12 protein-coding genes (1 of these 12 only partly in view) are annotated in these 15,398 nt (G+C 61.6%); 5 read left to right on the plus strand and 7 right to left on the minus strand.

Annotated elements, in window-relative coordinates; translation table 11 throughout:
• Positions 1-19 precede the first annotated feature (19 nt).
• Together ACZ5TH_RS14140 and ACZ5TH_RS14145 are read left to right on the plus strand one after the other, a co-directional pair.
• Positions 20-892, plus strand: coding sequence for an MBL fold metallo-hydrolase (locus ACZ5TH_RS14140; RefSeq protein WP_449469627.1), 873 nt, complete (start codon positions 20-22; stop codon positions 890-892).
• Positions 893-946: 54 nt separating this feature from the next.
• Complete coding sequence (locus ACZ5TH_RS14145) at positions 947-2,194, plus strand: MgtC/SapB family protein (protein WP_464795614.1); 1,248 nt, start codon at positions 947-949, stop codon at positions 2,192-2,194.
• 45 nt (positions 2,195-2,239) lie between these two features.
• Here ACZ5TH_RS14145 and ACZ5TH_RS14150 read toward each other — a convergent pair whose 3' ends face one another.
• A complete protein-coding gene (locus ACZ5TH_RS14150) occupies positions 2,240-3,037 on the minus strand; it encodes a universal stress protein (protein WP_464795615.1) in 798 nt (265 codons plus the stop codon).
• A 347-nt stretch (positions 3,038-3,384) separates the two neighbouring features.
• Between ACZ5TH_RS14150 and ACZ5TH_RS14155 the strand changes: the two genes are divergently transcribed.
• Positions 3,385-3,591: a DUF3606 domain-containing protein gene (locus ACZ5TH_RS14155; RefSeq protein ID WP_449469633.1), complete on the plus strand. Its 207-nt coding sequence runs from the start codon at positions 3,385-3,387 to the stop codon at positions 3,589-3,591.
• Positions 3,592-3,770: 179 nt separating this feature from the next.
• Here ACZ5TH_RS14155 and ACZ5TH_RS14160 read toward each other — a convergent pair whose 3' ends face one another.
• Both ACZ5TH_RS14160 and ACZ5TH_RS14165 read right to left on the minus strand, forming a co-directional pair.
• Positions 3,771-5,864, minus strand: coding sequence for a hybrid sensor histidine kinase/response regulator (locus ACZ5TH_RS14160; protein ID WP_464795616.1), 2,094 nt, complete (start codon positions 5,862-5,864; stop codon positions 3,771-3,773).
• Positions 5,857-7,359, minus strand: a complete 1,503-nt coding sequence (locus ACZ5TH_RS14165) for an ATPase domain-containing protein (RefSeq protein ID WP_464795617.1) — start codon at positions 7,357-7,359, stop codon at positions 5,857-5,859. Before ACZ5TH_RS14165 ends, ACZ5TH_RS14160 begins: the two co-directional genes overlap by 8 nt.
• A 300-nt stretch (positions 7,360-7,659) precedes the next feature.
• Between ACZ5TH_RS14165 and ACZ5TH_RS14170 the strand changes: the two genes are divergently transcribed.
• The gene (locus ACZ5TH_RS14170) at positions 7,660-8,049 is read left to right on the plus strand and encodes a nuclear transport factor 2 family protein (RefSeq protein ID WP_464795618.1); all 390 of its coding nucleotides are present in this window, start codon (positions 7,660-7,662) and stop codon (positions 8,047-8,049) included.
• Between the two features lie 187 nt (positions 8,050-8,236).
• On the opposite strand, the gene htpG is transcribed toward ACZ5TH_RS14170, so the two are convergent.
• On the minus strand, positions 8,237-10,117 hold the full coding sequence (gene htpG, locus ACZ5TH_RS14175; RefSeq protein ID WP_464795619.1) for a molecular chaperone HtpG: 1,881 nt from the start codon (positions 10,115-10,117) through the stop codon (positions 8,237-8,239).
• 188 nt (positions 10,118-10,305) lie between these two features.
• Between htpG and ACZ5TH_RS14180 the strand changes: the two genes are divergently transcribed.
• Positions 10,306-11,241 carry a hypothetical protein gene (locus tag ACZ5TH_RS14180; RefSeq protein WP_464795620.1) on the plus strand — a complete coding sequence of 312 codons (936 nt, stop codon included), beginning with the start codon at positions 10,306-10,308 and terminating at the stop codon, positions 11,239-11,241.
• A gap of 421 nt (positions 11,242-11,662) precedes the next feature.
• On the opposite strand, the gene ACZ5TH_RS14185 is transcribed toward ACZ5TH_RS14180, so the two are convergent.
• From ACZ5TH_RS14185 to ACZ5TH_RS14195, 3 genes are all read right to left on the minus strand, one after another.
• Complete coding sequence (locus tag ACZ5TH_RS14185; RefSeq protein ID WP_464795621.1) at positions 11,663-12,868, minus strand: replication initiator protein A; 1,206 nt, start codon at positions 12,866-12,868, stop codon at positions 11,663-11,665.
• 211 nt (positions 12,869-13,079) lie between these two features.
• Complete coding sequence (locus tag ACZ5TH_RS14190; protein WP_464795622.1) at positions 13,080-14,171, minus strand: ParB/RepB/Spo0J family partition protein; 1,092 nt, start codon at positions 14,169-14,171, stop codon at positions 13,080-13,082.
• 218 nt (positions 14,172-14,389) lie between these two features.
• Positions 14,390-15,398 carry the 3' portion of an AAA family ATPase gene (locus tag ACZ5TH_RS14195; RefSeq protein WP_449469649.1) on the minus strand. It continues 188 nt past the right edge of the window, so the window shows 1,009 of its 1,197 coding nt (coding positions 189-1,197); its start codon lies off the right edge, out of view — the gene reads right to left on this strand; its stop codon occupies positions 14,390-14,392.

A 15,398-nucleotide genomic window follows, 5' to 3' on the forward strand; every position in this document is an offset into this window, starting at 1 on the left:
AGGAGCAATGGAGGACGACATGGACACAAAGCCCCTGATCGAAGCCTTTTTCGACGAGGCGACCTATACGGTGAGCTATCTGGTCGCTGACCCCGAAACCCGGGAGGCGGCAGTCATCGACCCCGTGATGGATTTCGACGTCGCCAGCGGCGAGGTGGATACGCGCTCAGCCGAGCGGCTGCTGGCCTTCGCTGAAAAGCAGGGTTGGCGGATCACTATGGTGCTGGAGACGCACGCCCATGCCGATCATCTGTCCGCAGCACCCTTTATCAAGGGCAGGACCGGCGCGCCGATCGGCATTGGCGAGCATATTTGCGACGTGCAGAAAATCTTCCGTCCCGTCTTCGGACTCAACGACATGCGAATCGATGGTTCCGATTTCGACCGTTTGTTTCGAGATGGCGAGCAGTTTTCAGTGGGCACGTTGCGCTTCACCGTCATGCATGTTCCGGGGCATACACCTGCGGACATCGCTTATCTGGTCGGCGATGCGGCCTTTGTCGGCGATACATTGTTCATGCCTGACTATGGCACGGCGCGGGCGGATTTCCCTGGTGGCGACGCTCGCATTCTTTACCGTTCCATCCGGCGGCTGCTGAGCCTGCCCGATGAAACCCGCCTGTTTCTGTGTCATGACTATAAGGCGCCCGGCCGCGATGACTATCGTTGGGAAACGACCGTCGGCGAAGAGCGGCGCGCAAGCGTCCATATCCATGACGGAGTGGATGAAGACAGTTTCGTCGCCATGCGCGAAGCCCGTGATGCGACGCTGCCCGTGCCTCGGCTGCTGTTGCCTTCCATTCAGGTCAATATCCGCGCAGGTCGTTTCCCCGAAGCGGAAAGCAACGGCGTTCGCTATCTCAAAATTCCGGTGAAGATGAAGACGGTTTGACTGCGACTTATACCTATCGCGATCTGCTCCGATGCGCTTAGGCTAGCTAAACCCATGTTCAATATCGCTCACCCCTATCTTTCCCTGATCGCATCGATCGCAGTGGGCCTGCTTGTAGGGATGGAGCGCGGCTGGACACAGCGGAACTTCGGCAAGGGTCGACGGGTCGCGGGCTTTCGCACCTTCGGGCTGATCGGGTTGCTTGGGGGGCTCGGCGGCCTTGCCCCCGACATGGTCGCCGCTGCCCTGGGCCTGGGCGTCGCGGCCGTGCTGACGGTCGGCTACAGCCGAAGCGCCGATCAGGATCATCTGTCCGCAACCACAACGCTGGCGGGCCTGCTGACCTTCGGCGCCGGTTTCTGCGCCACTCGCCTCTCCCCTGCTCTAGGCCTGGCAACAGGTGCGGCGATCTTTGCGATCCTGAGCTCACGGCAATCGATGCACGCTTTGCTCCGGGGAATGGATGAGAGCGAGATTGAGGGTGTGTCCCGCTTCCTGCTGGTGTCTCTCATCATCCTGCCGCTACTGCCAGATGCCTCGTACGGCCCTTACGACGCCTGGAACCCCCGGAAAATCTGGATGGTGATCGTCTTCGTGATGGGACTTTCCTTCGCCGGCTATGCTATCTCCAGGCGCTTCGGCCGCGATCGCGGTGTGTTGCTGGCCGCGCTTACCGGGGCCATTGTGTCGTCCACCGCCGTCACCGCCGATTATGCCAGGCGGCTCCGCGACGAACCCGATAGCCGGGGATTATTGACGGCGGGCATTGCGGTCGCATCAATCGTGATGTTCATGAGGGTGCAGCTGGTGGCACTCGTTCTCGTTCCCCGCGCGTTACCGTCTCTGGCACTGACCATGGCTCCGGCAGCACTTGTAGCCGTCGCGTTCGCCCTGACCGCATGGCGTGCCCACGGCAAAGGCGGCAACGGAGCCGCCGTCGCCAATCCCCTGGGCTTTACCCCTGCGCTTCTGCTGGCTGCCCTTGTCGCGGGATTGTCGCTCGCCGCGCGTTGGGCGTTGGAACATTTTGGGCAAGAGGGCATGGCAGTCGTCCTGACTCTCACCGGGATATCGGACGTCGATGCAGCCGTGATGACGATGGCGGGCCTCCCCCCACATACGATCGACGATCAAACCGCTGGCTTCGTACTGGGCGGCGCGGTTCTGGCCAACACTTTGGCGAAAGCCGTCATGACGGTGGGCATCGGTTGGGGCCACGGCGGCATGAGAGCCGCGATACCGCTGTTCGCCGCTCTTGCAGCGGCGGCGGCGAGCCTTGCCGCCTGGATCGCGATCGGCTGACTTTCACGCCACGCGCAACATGGGATGGAGCGCTGGCACCAGCTCTCAGTGGCCGAGTATCAGAGGCCATTTACTGCGGGTAAGCAGACGCCGTGTCACGCCACCGAATGTTTCCATGATCCTTCCGCGGCCATAGGCGCCCATGATAATATAATCCGCCCTCCATTGTTCGGCCTCTTCCTCGATTATCGCGTCCGCAGGATGAAGGCGATCGTTGAGAACCCGAATGCTCGCGTGCACATTGTGACGCGAGAGATATCGGGCAGCGTCACTAGGTTCAGCCTGAATCGAGCCGTCCTTTATGGTCAGCACTTCGACTTCCTCCGCCAGCGCAAGCAAAGGCGTGCAGGCTCGCATCGTTGCGATGCATGAAGGATGGCCATCCCAGGCCAGCAATGCCCGTTTGATGCTGAAGCCATTGACCTCTTGTGGCACGGCTAGAACCGGAACCCGGGCGTGCATCAGCACCTGGCCGACGATCGTCCGCATGTCTGGAAGGGGATAACTGTCCAATTGCCGATTGAGGACGACGATGTCCGCAAGCGCGGCTTCCTTCAGGAGGCAGCTTGCTATCTCCCCTGTGATGTCGACCCAGTCCCAACTCACATCCTCTTTGGCGAGGCGAGCGCTGATCTTTGTCTTGTTCCGGGCTTCGCTCTGGCGCTCATCAAGCATGACAGCGGTTTCGCCAAAACCTGCATAAAGATCGCCGGCTATGACCGGAAATGGCGTGACATCGATGCATTGAAGATGGCCGCCGAGGGCACGGGTCAAATCCAGTGCCGCTTGCAGTCGAGCTTCCTGACCCTCATCATCATGTACCAGGAGAAGAATATTCTTCATCATAGCCTCCTCGACAAAGGCATCAGGTTAAGGCGCGTCATCTATAGCAGGTATGAGGAAACATACTTAGAAGCGGCAGCGTCGCCTTTTCTTGCGTCATAAATCGGCCGCCTGCTCCTTTTGTTGACCCAAGGGGAGCCCCGCCGCCGACTTGTCCTCAGCCGCGATGAATCCCTGCCGCATAATGCAGGTTATGGACTTTACCAGTGGTACTGGAACATCATCCTGCCGCGCTCGCTCTTACCAGAGAGATAGAGCACCAGCGCCAATAGCTGCACCGAGGCCAGGCTTTCGGAACACCACCGCGCGTTCGAAAGCCGCAGCTCTCGTTAGGAAAATAGATCGCCATGTCCACGATAGGTCCGCAACCTCAAGTCGAGAGCACATCCCCGCCCGTTCCCCGCGACCTGAAACATGTGTCGCTGAAGGAGGATATGGAGGTGCAATATTGGTCTCAGCGTTTTCAGACATCTCGGCGCCAATTGGAGGAAGCGGTGGAAAAGGTCGGCCATAGCGTTAATGCGGTAGCCGACTATATCGGTCGAAACCGCTGACGTGCCATGAACCGCATCGACCCGCCACTGCCCCGTAACACAAGACGGGCGGATTGCCTTGAATCGGCGATTTTTCCCGCCGATAGCCGACATGCCTGCTTCTACAAAGCCCTGCCCCGATCAGGTAGACGTCCCAGCCGCTCATTAGTCGCAGACGGGGCATTCCCGGAGTTGACGGACTAGCTTTCCAGCATTTCGCGGATGCGAGCGGAGAGCATTTCGATCTGAAATGGCTTGGTGATCATCTGCATGTTGTTGGATAGGAAGCCGCCCCGCACGGCGGCCCCTTCCGCATAGCCCGTCACAAACAGGATGGGCAGGTCGGGCAAATGCGCTCGCGCGATTTCCGCCAATTGCCGCCCGTTCATTCCCGGCAAGCCAACATCGGAGATCAGAAGGTCGAAACGCCGCCCGGACTCCAATATGCGCACCGCCTGCTGTCCGTCGGCGGCCTCGGTCGCCTTGTAGCCCAATTCCTCAAGCACATCGCGCACGAGGAGCCGGACGGAGTCATCATCCTCGACCAGTAGCACCGACTGGCCGTCGCCATGATGAATGGCAGCATGTTCGACGGATTCGGTTTCAACTTGTTGTTCCGCGACCGGCAGGAATATCCTGACCACCGTCCCTTCGCCCACCGTCGAATTGATGCGCACCAGGCCATTCGACTGCTTGGCGAAACCATAGACCATCGACAGGCCGAGACCCGTGCCCTGCCCGATCGGTTTGGTCGTGAAGAAGGGATCGAACACCTTGTCCAGTGTATCGTCATCGATGCCGACGCCGGTGTCAGACACCCCAACCATGATATAGCGGCCCGGCGTGATGCCTGGATTGCGCGCGCAACACTCCGCATCCAGCTCCACCTCTTCACATGACAGCGTCAGTCGGCCGCCGTCAGGCATCGCGTCGCGGGCATTGATCGCAAGGTTGATGATCGCGCTTTCCAGCTGATTGGCGTCCACCAGCGCCGTCGGCAACGGGGGGGAGGAAAGGATTTCCACCTCGATCGATTCATTCATGGTGCGGCGGAGCAGGTCCTCCAGCGAATGAATGAGCTTGCAGACGTCGGTGGGGCGGCTGTCGAGCGATTGCCGCCGGGAAAAGGCGAGTAATCGGGACGTCAGCGCCGCCGCGCGCTGCGCCGACGTGCTGGCGGCATCCATGAAGCGATCAAGGTCGTCCAGTCGGCCACTGGAAATCCGACGCTTCAGGATGTCGATGGCTCCAATGATGCCCGTCAGCATATTGTTGAAGTCATGCGCGATCCCGCCGGTCAATTGACCGACCGCCTCCATCTTCTGCGCCTGGCGCAACGCTTCCTCGGCCCGGGCGCGTTCTTCCGCCTCGGCTTCCAATCGCAGCAGCGCCTCCCGCAATTCGCGCGTGCGGGCATCAACCTCCTGCTCCAGCCGCTGGGCCGCCTCCGCGAGCGCCTGCTGGCTCCTTTTCTGCTCGTCTATATCGACAATCACTGAAATCGAGCCGGTGACCCGTGAGCTGCCGGGGTCGAGTAACGGCACGCCGCTTACCCGGGTCCAGACCGAAGGACCTTCTGTCGGGTGATGCAGAAACTCGATTCCCCGCACCTGCTCGCCCTTCAGAGCGCGCATCGTCGCGAAGCGATCCCGCGTGATACGGCTTCCATCCTCTTCATAGCCTTCCCACCGGTCCTCCCCGTCAGGCAGCCGGGCGGGGATGTCTCCGCTGGGCAGGAAGCGGCGGAATGCGGGGTTGGAAAGCAGTGTGCTGCCGTCGGTGTTTATGAACGCGACGCCGACCGGAAGATTTTCGAGCAATGTATTGAGGCGGCCGCGTTCCGCATCGATGGCCGCGAACTGGTCGCGGATCTGCAATTGTTTCTGCCGGGCCCTTATGCCCGACGCGACAGCGCTGATCAGTGATTCCCCGCTGACCGGGCGTTCCAGCAGGATGACGCTGAGCGCGTTATCGGGCAGTCGGCGTCTGATGGCCTCGCTGGAAGCAAAACGGCCCGCCTGCCGTCCGGCGAGCAGTATGAAGGGAACATCCGACCATGCAGGCTGCGCATCCAGCGCGCGGTGCAGGGGGCCAAGGTCAGTGAACAACGCTTCTTCCGTGACCAGCGCGACGCCCGTCTGCTCATCGATCGCGTCTGCCACTTCGGTCAAGGTGGGGCAGATTTGGACCCGATGCCCCTCCCCCCGCAGCAGCCGCGTCACGCTGTCCGCGTCGCTGCCATATGGTGCGCTGACGATGACCCGGAGGGTTGAGGATGTGGCGGCCTTATGCACGGCCGTCGCGATCCTCCATCAGTGGTGTGGAAGCTCCCAGATATTCCGGCGTCCCGGTCAGCACGCCCCTGAAATCAGAGAGCGGCGCACCGACCCGAACGCCATGGGCGTCGATCCTGAATTCGCGGATGGAGTCTTCATGCGCGCCGCTGCGGTGCTTGATGACCGACAATGCCTTCCGGATGCGCCCCTCTGCCTCGAAAAAGCGCAGTAGGATGACGATGTCCGCGATGTAGGACACATTCAGCTCGTCGGTTCGCATCGACCCGAAGAAACCCTGCTGTGGATTGACAAGCAAGGTCACGACGCCCCGGTGGCTGAGGTAAGACAGAAGTTCGTGCAATTGCAGGATCAGCTGCTGTTCCTGAGGCATGGCGGCCAGATAGCCGTTGAGGCTGTCGATCAGGATGATGCGTGAATTTCGCTCCTCCACTTCCTGCCTGACCATGGCGGCGAATTCGCCGGGCGCGACCTCTGCCGGATCGATTTGACGAATGACCAGACGGCCATCCTCCATCAAAGCCTGCAGGTCCGTTCCGAACAATCGCGCCCGGGTAATGAGCGTTCCGATGCGCTCATCAAATTCGTATATCACCGCATTTTCGCCGCGTTCGCAGGCGGCGATGACATATTGCAGGGCCAGCGTCGTTTTGCCCGCGCCCGCAGGACCAGTGATGAGCGTGCTGGTACCGCGTTGGGGGCCGCCGTCCAGAATGGCGTCGAGCTCCGGAACCTTGCTGGCAATCGGTTCGCCGACGAACGGCGCATGATGGTCGGACGCGATGAGACGGGGGAATATGTCGATGCCACCCTTCCGGATGATCATGTCGTGATAACCGGCGACGAAATCGACGCCGCGCATCTTCTGGATTTGCATGCGCCGCCGTGCCGCACCGAAATCAAGCGTCAGCCGTTCCAGCGTTATCACTCCATGACAGAGACTATGCAGATGATTGTCGCGGATACCCGCGCCGCCAGTCAGGTCGTCCACCAGCAGAACCGTGGTGTCGATCTGCGCGAAAAACTGTTTGAGGAACAGCAGCTGGCGCCGGTAGCGGAGCGGGTCCTGCGCCAGAAGCCGCAATTCGGACAGGCTGTCGAACACGATGCGACGGGGTTTCAACCGTTGCACCTCTTCCCGGATCAGTTCGATGGTGCCGCCCAGTTCCATTTCCCAGCTGTGCAGGATCGATTGGTCCCGTCCTATGCCCAGCACTGAATCGGCAGAAGCAAGTTCGAAGAGGTTGACGTTGTTCAGGTCCCAGCCGTGCGAGGCAGCGACGACCGATAATTCTTCGCTGGTTTCCGACAGCGTCACGTAGAGGACTGGCTCGCCCGCCGCCACGCCTTCGAGCAGGAATTGCAGCGCGAGCGTCGTCTTTCCTGATCCGGGAGCGCCTTCGAGAAGATACAGTCTTTGGGCAGGCAGACCTCCCCCCAGCACCAGATCGAGCCCTGAATTGCCCGTCGAAACGCGATCAAAAATTCCTGTCATTCAACCATGCCTCCGTCAGCACGGCCGTCAGCATATCGATCAAAGTCACAAAATCCATCGCCTGCCGAGGCAGGATCAGACGCACCGCACCGCAAAATCATGAAGCTATAACGCCGCAATATCCCGGCGGTTGCATCTTCATTGCAATGGCTTAACGACCGGGCGCGTCGTGAGGCGCAGGGATGTGTCGGTGCCATCGGGGTGGGTGTCGGCCGGATTGACTCCACACCGCTTCCTTGCAGCGGCTACGGGGCTGGATCATAGGCGGCTGACACAGCCACTGCTGATCGGAATAGAAGAGTGACCCAATCCTGCGACCTTGCGATCCGAATGCGGCGGGGGGCATTCAACCGGGCGTTGGCGGAGATGGACCTGAGCGCGATAGGCCCCCTGCTGTCACCCGCCGCGATACTGGTGACCGGCAGTGACAGCGGAGTGATCAGCGGCCGGAAGGCGCAGCTAATGGCATGGAAGCGCGAGTTCGCGTCGGCCGAGCGCACCATCTATGTCCGGATGCCCACCAGCATCACCGTCTCGCCGATCGAACCGATCGCGATGGAACAGGGCGAATGGAAAGGTTTGGCGGCTGACACGCAGGAGCCGACCGCGTCCGGTATCTACAGCGCGAAATGGCGCAAACCTCGGGACGAGTGGCTGATCGAAGCGGAAATCTTCGTGACGCTCGGCTGATAGTTGCTGGCGCGGGATTATGCCGCGCAAGCCGACCGCGACCAAAGCAGAGTGTGTTCAAGTTTAATGCACAATCCGTTCGGGCTGAGCCTGTCGAAACGCTTCACTTCTTTGGAAGAAAGAAGAGCCCTTCGACAGGCTCAGGGCGAACGGTTTCAGGGGGTAAGGCCGTTTTGATCCACGGCGCTTAGCCCAAAGCCTTCGCCATGATCCGGCCAAGCCGTTCGGCAAAGGCGCGCGGATCGGTGGGCAATTCGCCATCGGCAATCCGGGCCTCGTCCAATAGCAGCCAGGCGGCATCTTCGCGCAGGCTATTATCGTCCTGAAGGCCGCTCAGCCGGACGATCAGGCTGTGGCGCGGGTTGAGTTCCAGCACAGGCGCCGAAGCCCCGCCACCGCGACCGGCGGCCGCCAGCAGCTTTTCCAGCTGGCGATCCATGCCATGCTCCGCCGCGACGAGGCAGACCGGGCTTTCGGTCAGCCGCTCGGACACGCGGACGTCGGAAACCTGATCCTTCAGCAGCTCCTTCGCAAAGTCGATGAAGCTGCTGACTTCCTCCGACGCAGCGGGCGCGGCCGTCTCGCCTTCGGGCAGGGGCATGAGGCTGAGGTCGGCAAGGCCCTGCGTCACCGATTTGAAGGGCTTGCCGTCATAATCGACGCCAGCGGTGACCCAGAAGCTGTCCACCTGATCAGTAAGCAGCAGCACCTCAATGCCGCGCGCGCGGAAGCCTTCGAGCTGCGGCGAGGACGCAAGGCGGTCGAGATCAGAGCCGGTGGCGTAGTAGATCGCCGTCTGGTTCTCCTTCATGCCCTCGGCATAATCCTTCAGAGAGCGCCAGCTATCGGTCGAAGCAGTGGATTTGAAGCGGGCCAGGCCAAGCAATTGCTCGCGGCGGGCGAAGTCCTCGTACAGCCCTTCTTTCAGCACCGCGCCGAAATTGTCCCAGAATTTGATATAGGCTTCGCCATCATTGGCGGAGAGCTTTTCCAGTTCGGTGAGGATGCGATTGCTGACGCCCTTCTGGATCGCCGCGAGAACAGGACTTTGCTGGATCATTTCGCGCGACACGTTGAGCGGCAGGTCGCTGGAGTCCACCAGGCCGCGTACGAAGCGCAGGTAGCGCGGCAATATCTCGGCCTCGTCGGTGATGAAGACGCGGCGGACGTAGAGCTTCATGCGGCCGGTGCGATCGGGATCGAACAGGTCGAACGGCTTCATTTCGGGGATGAAGGCCAGCACGGAATATTCATGCAGACCCTCGGCCCGATAGTGCAGCGTCAGCGCGGGCTGGTCGAACTGACCGGCGACGCTGCGGTAGAAATCGGTATATTCCTCCGCGCTGATCTCGCTCTTGGGCTTGGTCCAGAGCGCCGCGCCATCCGCGATCTGCTCGGGTTCGGCATCGGGCTTCTCCTTGAGGAAGATCGGCACGGGCACATGGCCGGACTGGTCCTTGATGATCTGCTGGACGCGATAGCGTTCGGTATAGGACGCGGCGTCTTCCTTAAGATGCAGGATGACGCGGGTGCCGTGGTCCGGCGCTTCGGCTGTTTCGGCGGGCTGGACGGTATAGGTGCCAAGGCCATCGGACGACCAGCGCGCCGCCTGGTCGGAGCCTGCGCGGCGGGACAGGACGTCGACGCGATCGGCGACCATGAAGGCGGAATAGAAGCCGACGCCGAACTGGCCGATCAGCTGCGTGCCTTCCGCGTCCTTGGCGCTGGCGACGCGTTCCATGAACGCCTTAGTCCCGGAACGCGCGATCGTGCCGAGCGCCTCGACAAGCTCGGCCTCGCTCATACCGATGCCGTTGTCCTCGATCGACAGCTGGCGGGCGTCGGGATCGAGCGTCACCGTCACTTGCGGGCTGCCGCCAGCGGCGAGCGCGGGATTGCTCAGGCTTTCATAGCGCAGCTTTTCGCAGGCGTCGGCGGCGTTGGAGATGAGTTCACGCAGGAACACATCCTTGTCCGAATAGACCGAGTGCACCATCAGGTGCAGCAATTTGGCTACGTCAGCTTCGAAGGAACGGGTTTCAGGAGCAGCGTCGGTCGGGTTCGTCATGGCGTTTCTTTCATGCCCTCCAATGAATTTTGGCCGCCGGACAGATGGCGCGGGGAGCGGCGGGTTTCAAGCTGGATGGGGTTCAATTCATGAATGAGAAGGTGAATTAATCGCGTTTAGAATGGGGAAAAGCATGTGTAACCAACATATGTGTTTGGTTACATCGTATATGTTGATATAGCCCGGAAATGCTGGATTTTTCTTCGTCTTCGGAGCAGGCGTTTCTTTTGCTGGGGAGGCTTGATGGGCGGCTTGCCAACAGTCCGGCCACCGACATCTGGCTTGCCCGGTCGCGCCTTAAAGGTGCTGCCGCGCTGGCCAGTGTCGCGTCGGTGCCCATTTCCGTCGGAGATTTGCAGGACTGGATCTGCGGGCGGACGCCCCCACCCCGCCATAGTGAGGGGCTGAACGACCCCTTGTCGATCGCGGCGCTGGTTCATTTCGTGCTTTCGGCGAGTGAGGGCGAGCGTGATCCGATCGCGCGGGCGACGCTGAACATATCACGCCAGCTGCTGGACGACAGGAAAGAGGCGGAGATCTGGGCATCAGACGATCTGGTGCGCTTCGGCCCGGCCTGGCGGACGGTTCAGGCGGTTGTGGAGGCCCCCTACCCTTCAACGGGCGTGGAAGAGGTGGCGGAGCGCCTCATCGCGGCGCGGGAGGGCCTGGCGGCGCCCATGAGCGAGGGGCAATTGCTGACGACGGCGGATGGACGGCAGTTGCAGATCGATCCTCGTCGGACAGATTTGGGATGGGTGGTGGCGGCGCACATCCCGGCGGCACTAGAGGCGTGCGGGTTGACGGCACGGCGACTGCCGTCCTTCGTGGATCTGCCCCGATTTCCCGGCGCGGATATAAGGACGCTGACGGGGCAGCTGATCGAAATGATCGGACGGCAGGCCGCGCAAGGGTTGGCGGAACTTAACCGACTGGAGGCGCGGCTCAAGAAGCTGCCCGAAGAGCTGCCAGTGACGAAGCGGAGCAAGGCGCCCCTGCTGATGCGGTTGGAACTGGCCTATCCAGGTTTGAGCAAGGTGGCGATCGCGCGCCTGCTCGGCATCTCCCATCAAGGAGCGACCAAATTGGTGTCGCAGCTCGCTTCTTCTCTTCCTTCCAAAAACTAGAAGAATCTCCTTCTGGTTATAGGGTTTAGTAGAAAGTTAGAGAGTTAAGCCTGCGTGGGATGCGGCAAAAGTGGCGGGGATAGGCGAGTCGGGCGAACCGGGCTGTTCCCGAAAGGTCGGGCTTTCGTTCCCGGAGTGTCGAGGCTGGTGTTCCTGATGTGTCGGGGGATCGTTCCTGAAGGAGCGTTGGCCGTTCCCGGAGTGTCGATGGCGTCCGGATAAGGTGGGGATTTCAGCAGGGATTGAATCAGTTGCAATGGTCGGCCGCTTAATGTCGTTCAAAAGCTGTGGATGAAATGAACGCGGCTGTAGGTTCGGGAAATCAGGCGCCGAACACATTGTGGAGCAACCGACACTTCGGGAACGCTTATGCGCTAACGAGCAAGGCCGGACTGACGAGGGGGCCTTTTGGGCCGAAACGTCAAAGGCGGTGGCGGTTCTTTTCATGGAAACGGCGCACGAAGCCGATGAAGGCTTTCTGGTAGTTGACCGGCGTGCGCGTCGGGTCAGCGTCGAGCCAGTTGCGGAAATCCTGATGGAGGGACTGATAGTCCCAACCTGGACATTCGGTGCGCAGCGTGGCGAGGGTTGCGTCGGTGAGTTCGCCAGCGGTCGCGCGGGAGGAAAGGCTGGTGACCGTGCGGCGGATGACATCCCCGGCGTCGAGAAAGGGTTGCGGGTCGGGTGCCGGACTCTTGCTGGGGGACGCTTTCGCGCCGGTCAGAGCCGCGACCTTGGGTGGGATGCCCATTTTCGCAGGCGGTACGTCGTTTGAGGCGCGTGGGGCTTCGGCCGACCGACGGCTCATGCGTAGCGATGGCTCGCGCTTACCCTGGGGCTGTTCGAGCAATAATGTGTAGCCGGGCAATGGGTCACGTTCGGCGATCTTGGCGATCTCGAACTTGAAGCGGCGATAGGCGCCTTCCGCGCCAGACTTTTCGAACAGGGTTGGCATGGATATGGAGAAGCCCCCCTCCCCTGCCCCGCCAGCATGTTTGCGCGCGACCTTGTACAGCCAGCGTTCGCGCCCGCCCGTCAGGTCGAAATAGGCGCGATCGATGGACAGGACACCGCCCTGCATCAACACGCCTTCGTAGAACCAGTTGCTGAGTTCAATGGTCATGCCGCGCGAGCGTTCGGTGCGTTCATCGACAAGCTGGGTCCAGCCATCGAGCCAGCTGAAGGTCGCTTCGCGGCGGTTTTCGGCGCGGATGTTGGTCTTGATCGTGGTGGACACCAGACGGTCGAGCGACTGGCCGAGCAATTCATAGGCGCGGCCGGTGGTCGGACGATGGATGGCGCGCAGCAGGTCATAAGGCATGAGGTGCAGTTTGCGCGGCACGTCATTGATGCCGCGCCGGGCCATGTCGGCCAGAACCGAGGCGCAATAGATGAGGATGTCGGCATCCCAGATGGTCGCCATGCCGTAATCGGGATTGGCGGACACATGGACCCAGGCTTTGCCGTCGGGGGAGGTATAATCGATCGGTTTGACGCGCTTCGACTTGGCGAGGCTGAAGAAGGGGCGCTCCATCATCTCGCGCTGGTCGCGCAGCGGCATGTCCGCGATATAGGGGAGGAACAGCTCAAACTGATCGGTAAGCTCGGCCTTGCCGGTGCGCGTCATGGGCGGCTCCTTGGCAAGGGCAGGGTGGCGAGGGTGTTTCCCCGGGGAAACGGGGATGGAATTAGTGCGAAAGAATGAAGTCTGCGGGAGGAGAGGGGAGGGTGGCCCGATCTGGGGTGGCCTTGTTTCCCCGGGGAAACAGCGCGTGACACAAGGGCGAGAAAGATGCCCGTCCCCTGTGTCGCGATGATGTTGTGCCCCCCCGAGCCTGTCACTGCTGTAGACCCATTCCCTGCCGCTCAAGATGTTCGAGCGTGTCGCGGAGCGCGGTCGCCAGCGTTGCCATGTCCGCTCCCGATCCCGCGTGGAAGCGAATGGTGATGCCTTGGCGGTTGACCGACTGCACGGTGAGGGCGGGGCGGCCGTAGCGCGTGGTCCAGGTGAAGGGCTCTTCCTTCGGTTCCGACACGGCTACGCGCGGCGCGTCGAGCAGGCGCTTCAATACTTCGGCAGCGGGGAGGGGCGGTGCGCCCGCGTAACGGCGTTCCCGTTGTGTCGTGATGAGCCGCGCGGCCTCTGCATTGATGGCCGGGGCAGCAGCAGGATCATCCAACGCTTGTGCCAGCGGATAGGCGGGCTTTAGCTGGACGTCGCCAGGCGAAGGGAATGCGTCGATGATGTAGTCAGGAATGCCCGCAACCTTGATCATCTTGCTGAGCCAGCCCTTGGAGAGCTTTAGCCGTTCGGCCATGCGGGTGAGGTGGCTGCCATAATGGGCGCCCAACGCTTCGGCATAGTTGCGCGCGCGCTCCAGATCGGTGACGTCCTTGCGCGCGCGGTTTTCGAGGTCCGCGAGGCGGAAGGCCGCTTCATCGTCGAGCTGGGCGACTTGCGCCACGAACATCATGTCGGGATAGCTGTGCGCCCGCAGCCAGCTGATCGAGAAATGGCGGCGCGTGCCCGCGATCACTTCATAATCATGGTCCGGATCGCCTTCGACACGGCGGATGACGGCGGGCACTTTTTGCCCGCCCTCCGCGATGATTGAGTCGATCAGTTCGCGGCAATTGTCCTCAGTCAGATGGGAGTAAAGCCGGGCGTTGCCGCGCCAGATACGAACCTTTGCTGGATCGAGCAGCAATTGCGTGACCTGCCGCACCTCGCCCGAGGCGAGCCGGGCAAGCGCTGTTTCGCGGCCGAGCAGTGTCGCGCCGCGCGCGCGTTCGGGGCGAGCCGGGGCAGGGGAGGGGGACGACGTTTCGGCCTGGGCAACAGGCGGGCTGTCGGCCGCTGGAACGGGGGCGGGACTTTCCGCCTCGTCTGACAAAAGGGCTGCCAGATAATCCGATTGCTTACGCGCCATGGGCTTGTCCTCCGATTCGCGGGGAACATATGGTGAACATGTCGCTGTAGGACAGCGTTGATTTTTGTTCGCGCAGAGGCGCAGAGGCGCAGAGAGGGTGTGCGAGCGGCGCAGTCCCTTGTTCGACGCAGGTGACAGCGCCAAGCTGAGGCCTTGCATCGGCAAATTTGCCTGCGGCGCTGTGCGTGCCCTCCGCATCTCCGCGTCTCCGCGTGAAATCAAGCCGCATTGACGATGTCCTCCTCACGCGCGGGAGCGACGCGGCCCCAGCTTTGGCGGACGAGCGCTTCGATCTGGCCCATGGCTTCGTCGAGATTGGCGCGGCACCGCTTGTGGGTGCGCGGCGTGCCGATCGGCTTTTCCAGCTCGTACACGGTCATCATGCGCAGCGCCGCATGGCTGATTTCCGCGCTGTCGAGGATGGGCACGGGGAGGAGGGCAGGGCCGAAACTCTGCTCCATGATCGCGCGGACCATCGAATGGCTGGGATCATTGCTGTCGAATTTCGAGCAGAGCAGGCGGATGAACTGATAATCGACCTCTATGCCAGCGGTTTGCAGCTGCTTGATGACCTGATCCATCATCGAGAGGAACTGGACGGTGGAGCAGAAGTCCGGCGTCGTCGCGGCGAGCGGCACCAGCAGCGCATTGGCCGCCTGCATCACCGCAAGGCTGATCGTGCCGAGCGCTGGCGGGGGATCGAGCAGCACCACGTCATAATGGCGGGCGAGGTCCATCAGGCCCTGTTTCAGCTTGCGGAAACGCGCCGCCAGGACGGAGCCGCCATCGCTGCCCGCCGCCGCCAGCTCATATTCCACGTCGAATAGCTCGAGATTCGACGGGATCAGATCGACATTGGGCCAGGCGGTATGTTTGACCGCATAGAGAAGGTCGACCTGGGTCGGATCGATGGAGAGATAAGGGTATAGCGTCTCTTCCCGCTGAATATTGAAGTGCGGGTTGAAGCCGAACAGGGTGGTCGTGGTGGCCTGGCTGTCGCAATCGACGACGAGCACGCGATAGCCCTGCACCGCGAAATAATGGGCCAGATGCGTGGTGACGGTGGATTTGCCGACGCCGCCTTTGAAATTCTGCACGGCGATGATCGCGGGAATGTCGAGCGGGGCGCGTTCCGGCGAGGCGCCCAGCACCTGCCGCATGTTGAGCAGCTCTTCGACCTTATAGCCGGGACGTCGGCCATTTTCGGTCGGCGGGGCAGGGGGGAGG

The organism is Sphingobium sp. TomTYG73 (genome assembly GCF_055394245.1).

Coding starts and splice junctions, on each gene's coding strand:
- ACZ5TH_RS14145 (WP_464795614.1), top strand. CDS start 947: ATGTTCAATATCGCTCACCCCTATCTTTCCCTGATCGCATCGATCGCA.
- ACZ5TH_RS14155 (WP_449469633.1), top strand. CDS start 3,385: ATGTCCACGATAGGTCCGCAACCTCAAGTCGAGAGCACATCCCCGCCC.
- ACZ5TH_RS14165 (WP_464795617.1), bottom strand. CDS start 7,359: ATGACAGGAATTTTTGATCGCGTTTCGACGGGCAATTCAGGGCTCGAT.
- ACZ5TH_RS14150 (WP_464795615.1), bottom strand. CDS start 3,037: ATGAAGAATATTCTTCTCCTGGTACATGATGATGAGGGTCAGGAAGCT.
- ACZ5TH_RS14185 (WP_464795621.1), bottom strand. CDS start 12,868: ATGACGCGCACCGGCAAGGCCGAGCTTACCGATCAGTTTGAGCTGTTC.
- ACZ5TH_RS14190 (WP_464795622.1), bottom strand. CDS start 14,171: ATGGCGCGTAAGCAATCGGATTATCTGGCAGCCCTTTTGTCAGACGAG.
- htpG (WP_464795619.1), bottom strand. CDS start 10,117: ATGACGAACCCGACCGACGCTGCTCCTGAAACCCGTTCCTTCGAAGCT.
- ACZ5TH_RS14180 (WP_464795620.1), top strand. CDS start 10,306: ATGCTGGATTTTTCTTCGTCTTCGGAGCAGGCGTTTCTTTTGCTGGGG.
- ACZ5TH_RS14140 (WP_449469627.1), top strand. CDS start 20: ATGGACACAAAGCCCCTGATCGAAGCCTTTTTCGACGAGGCGACCTAT.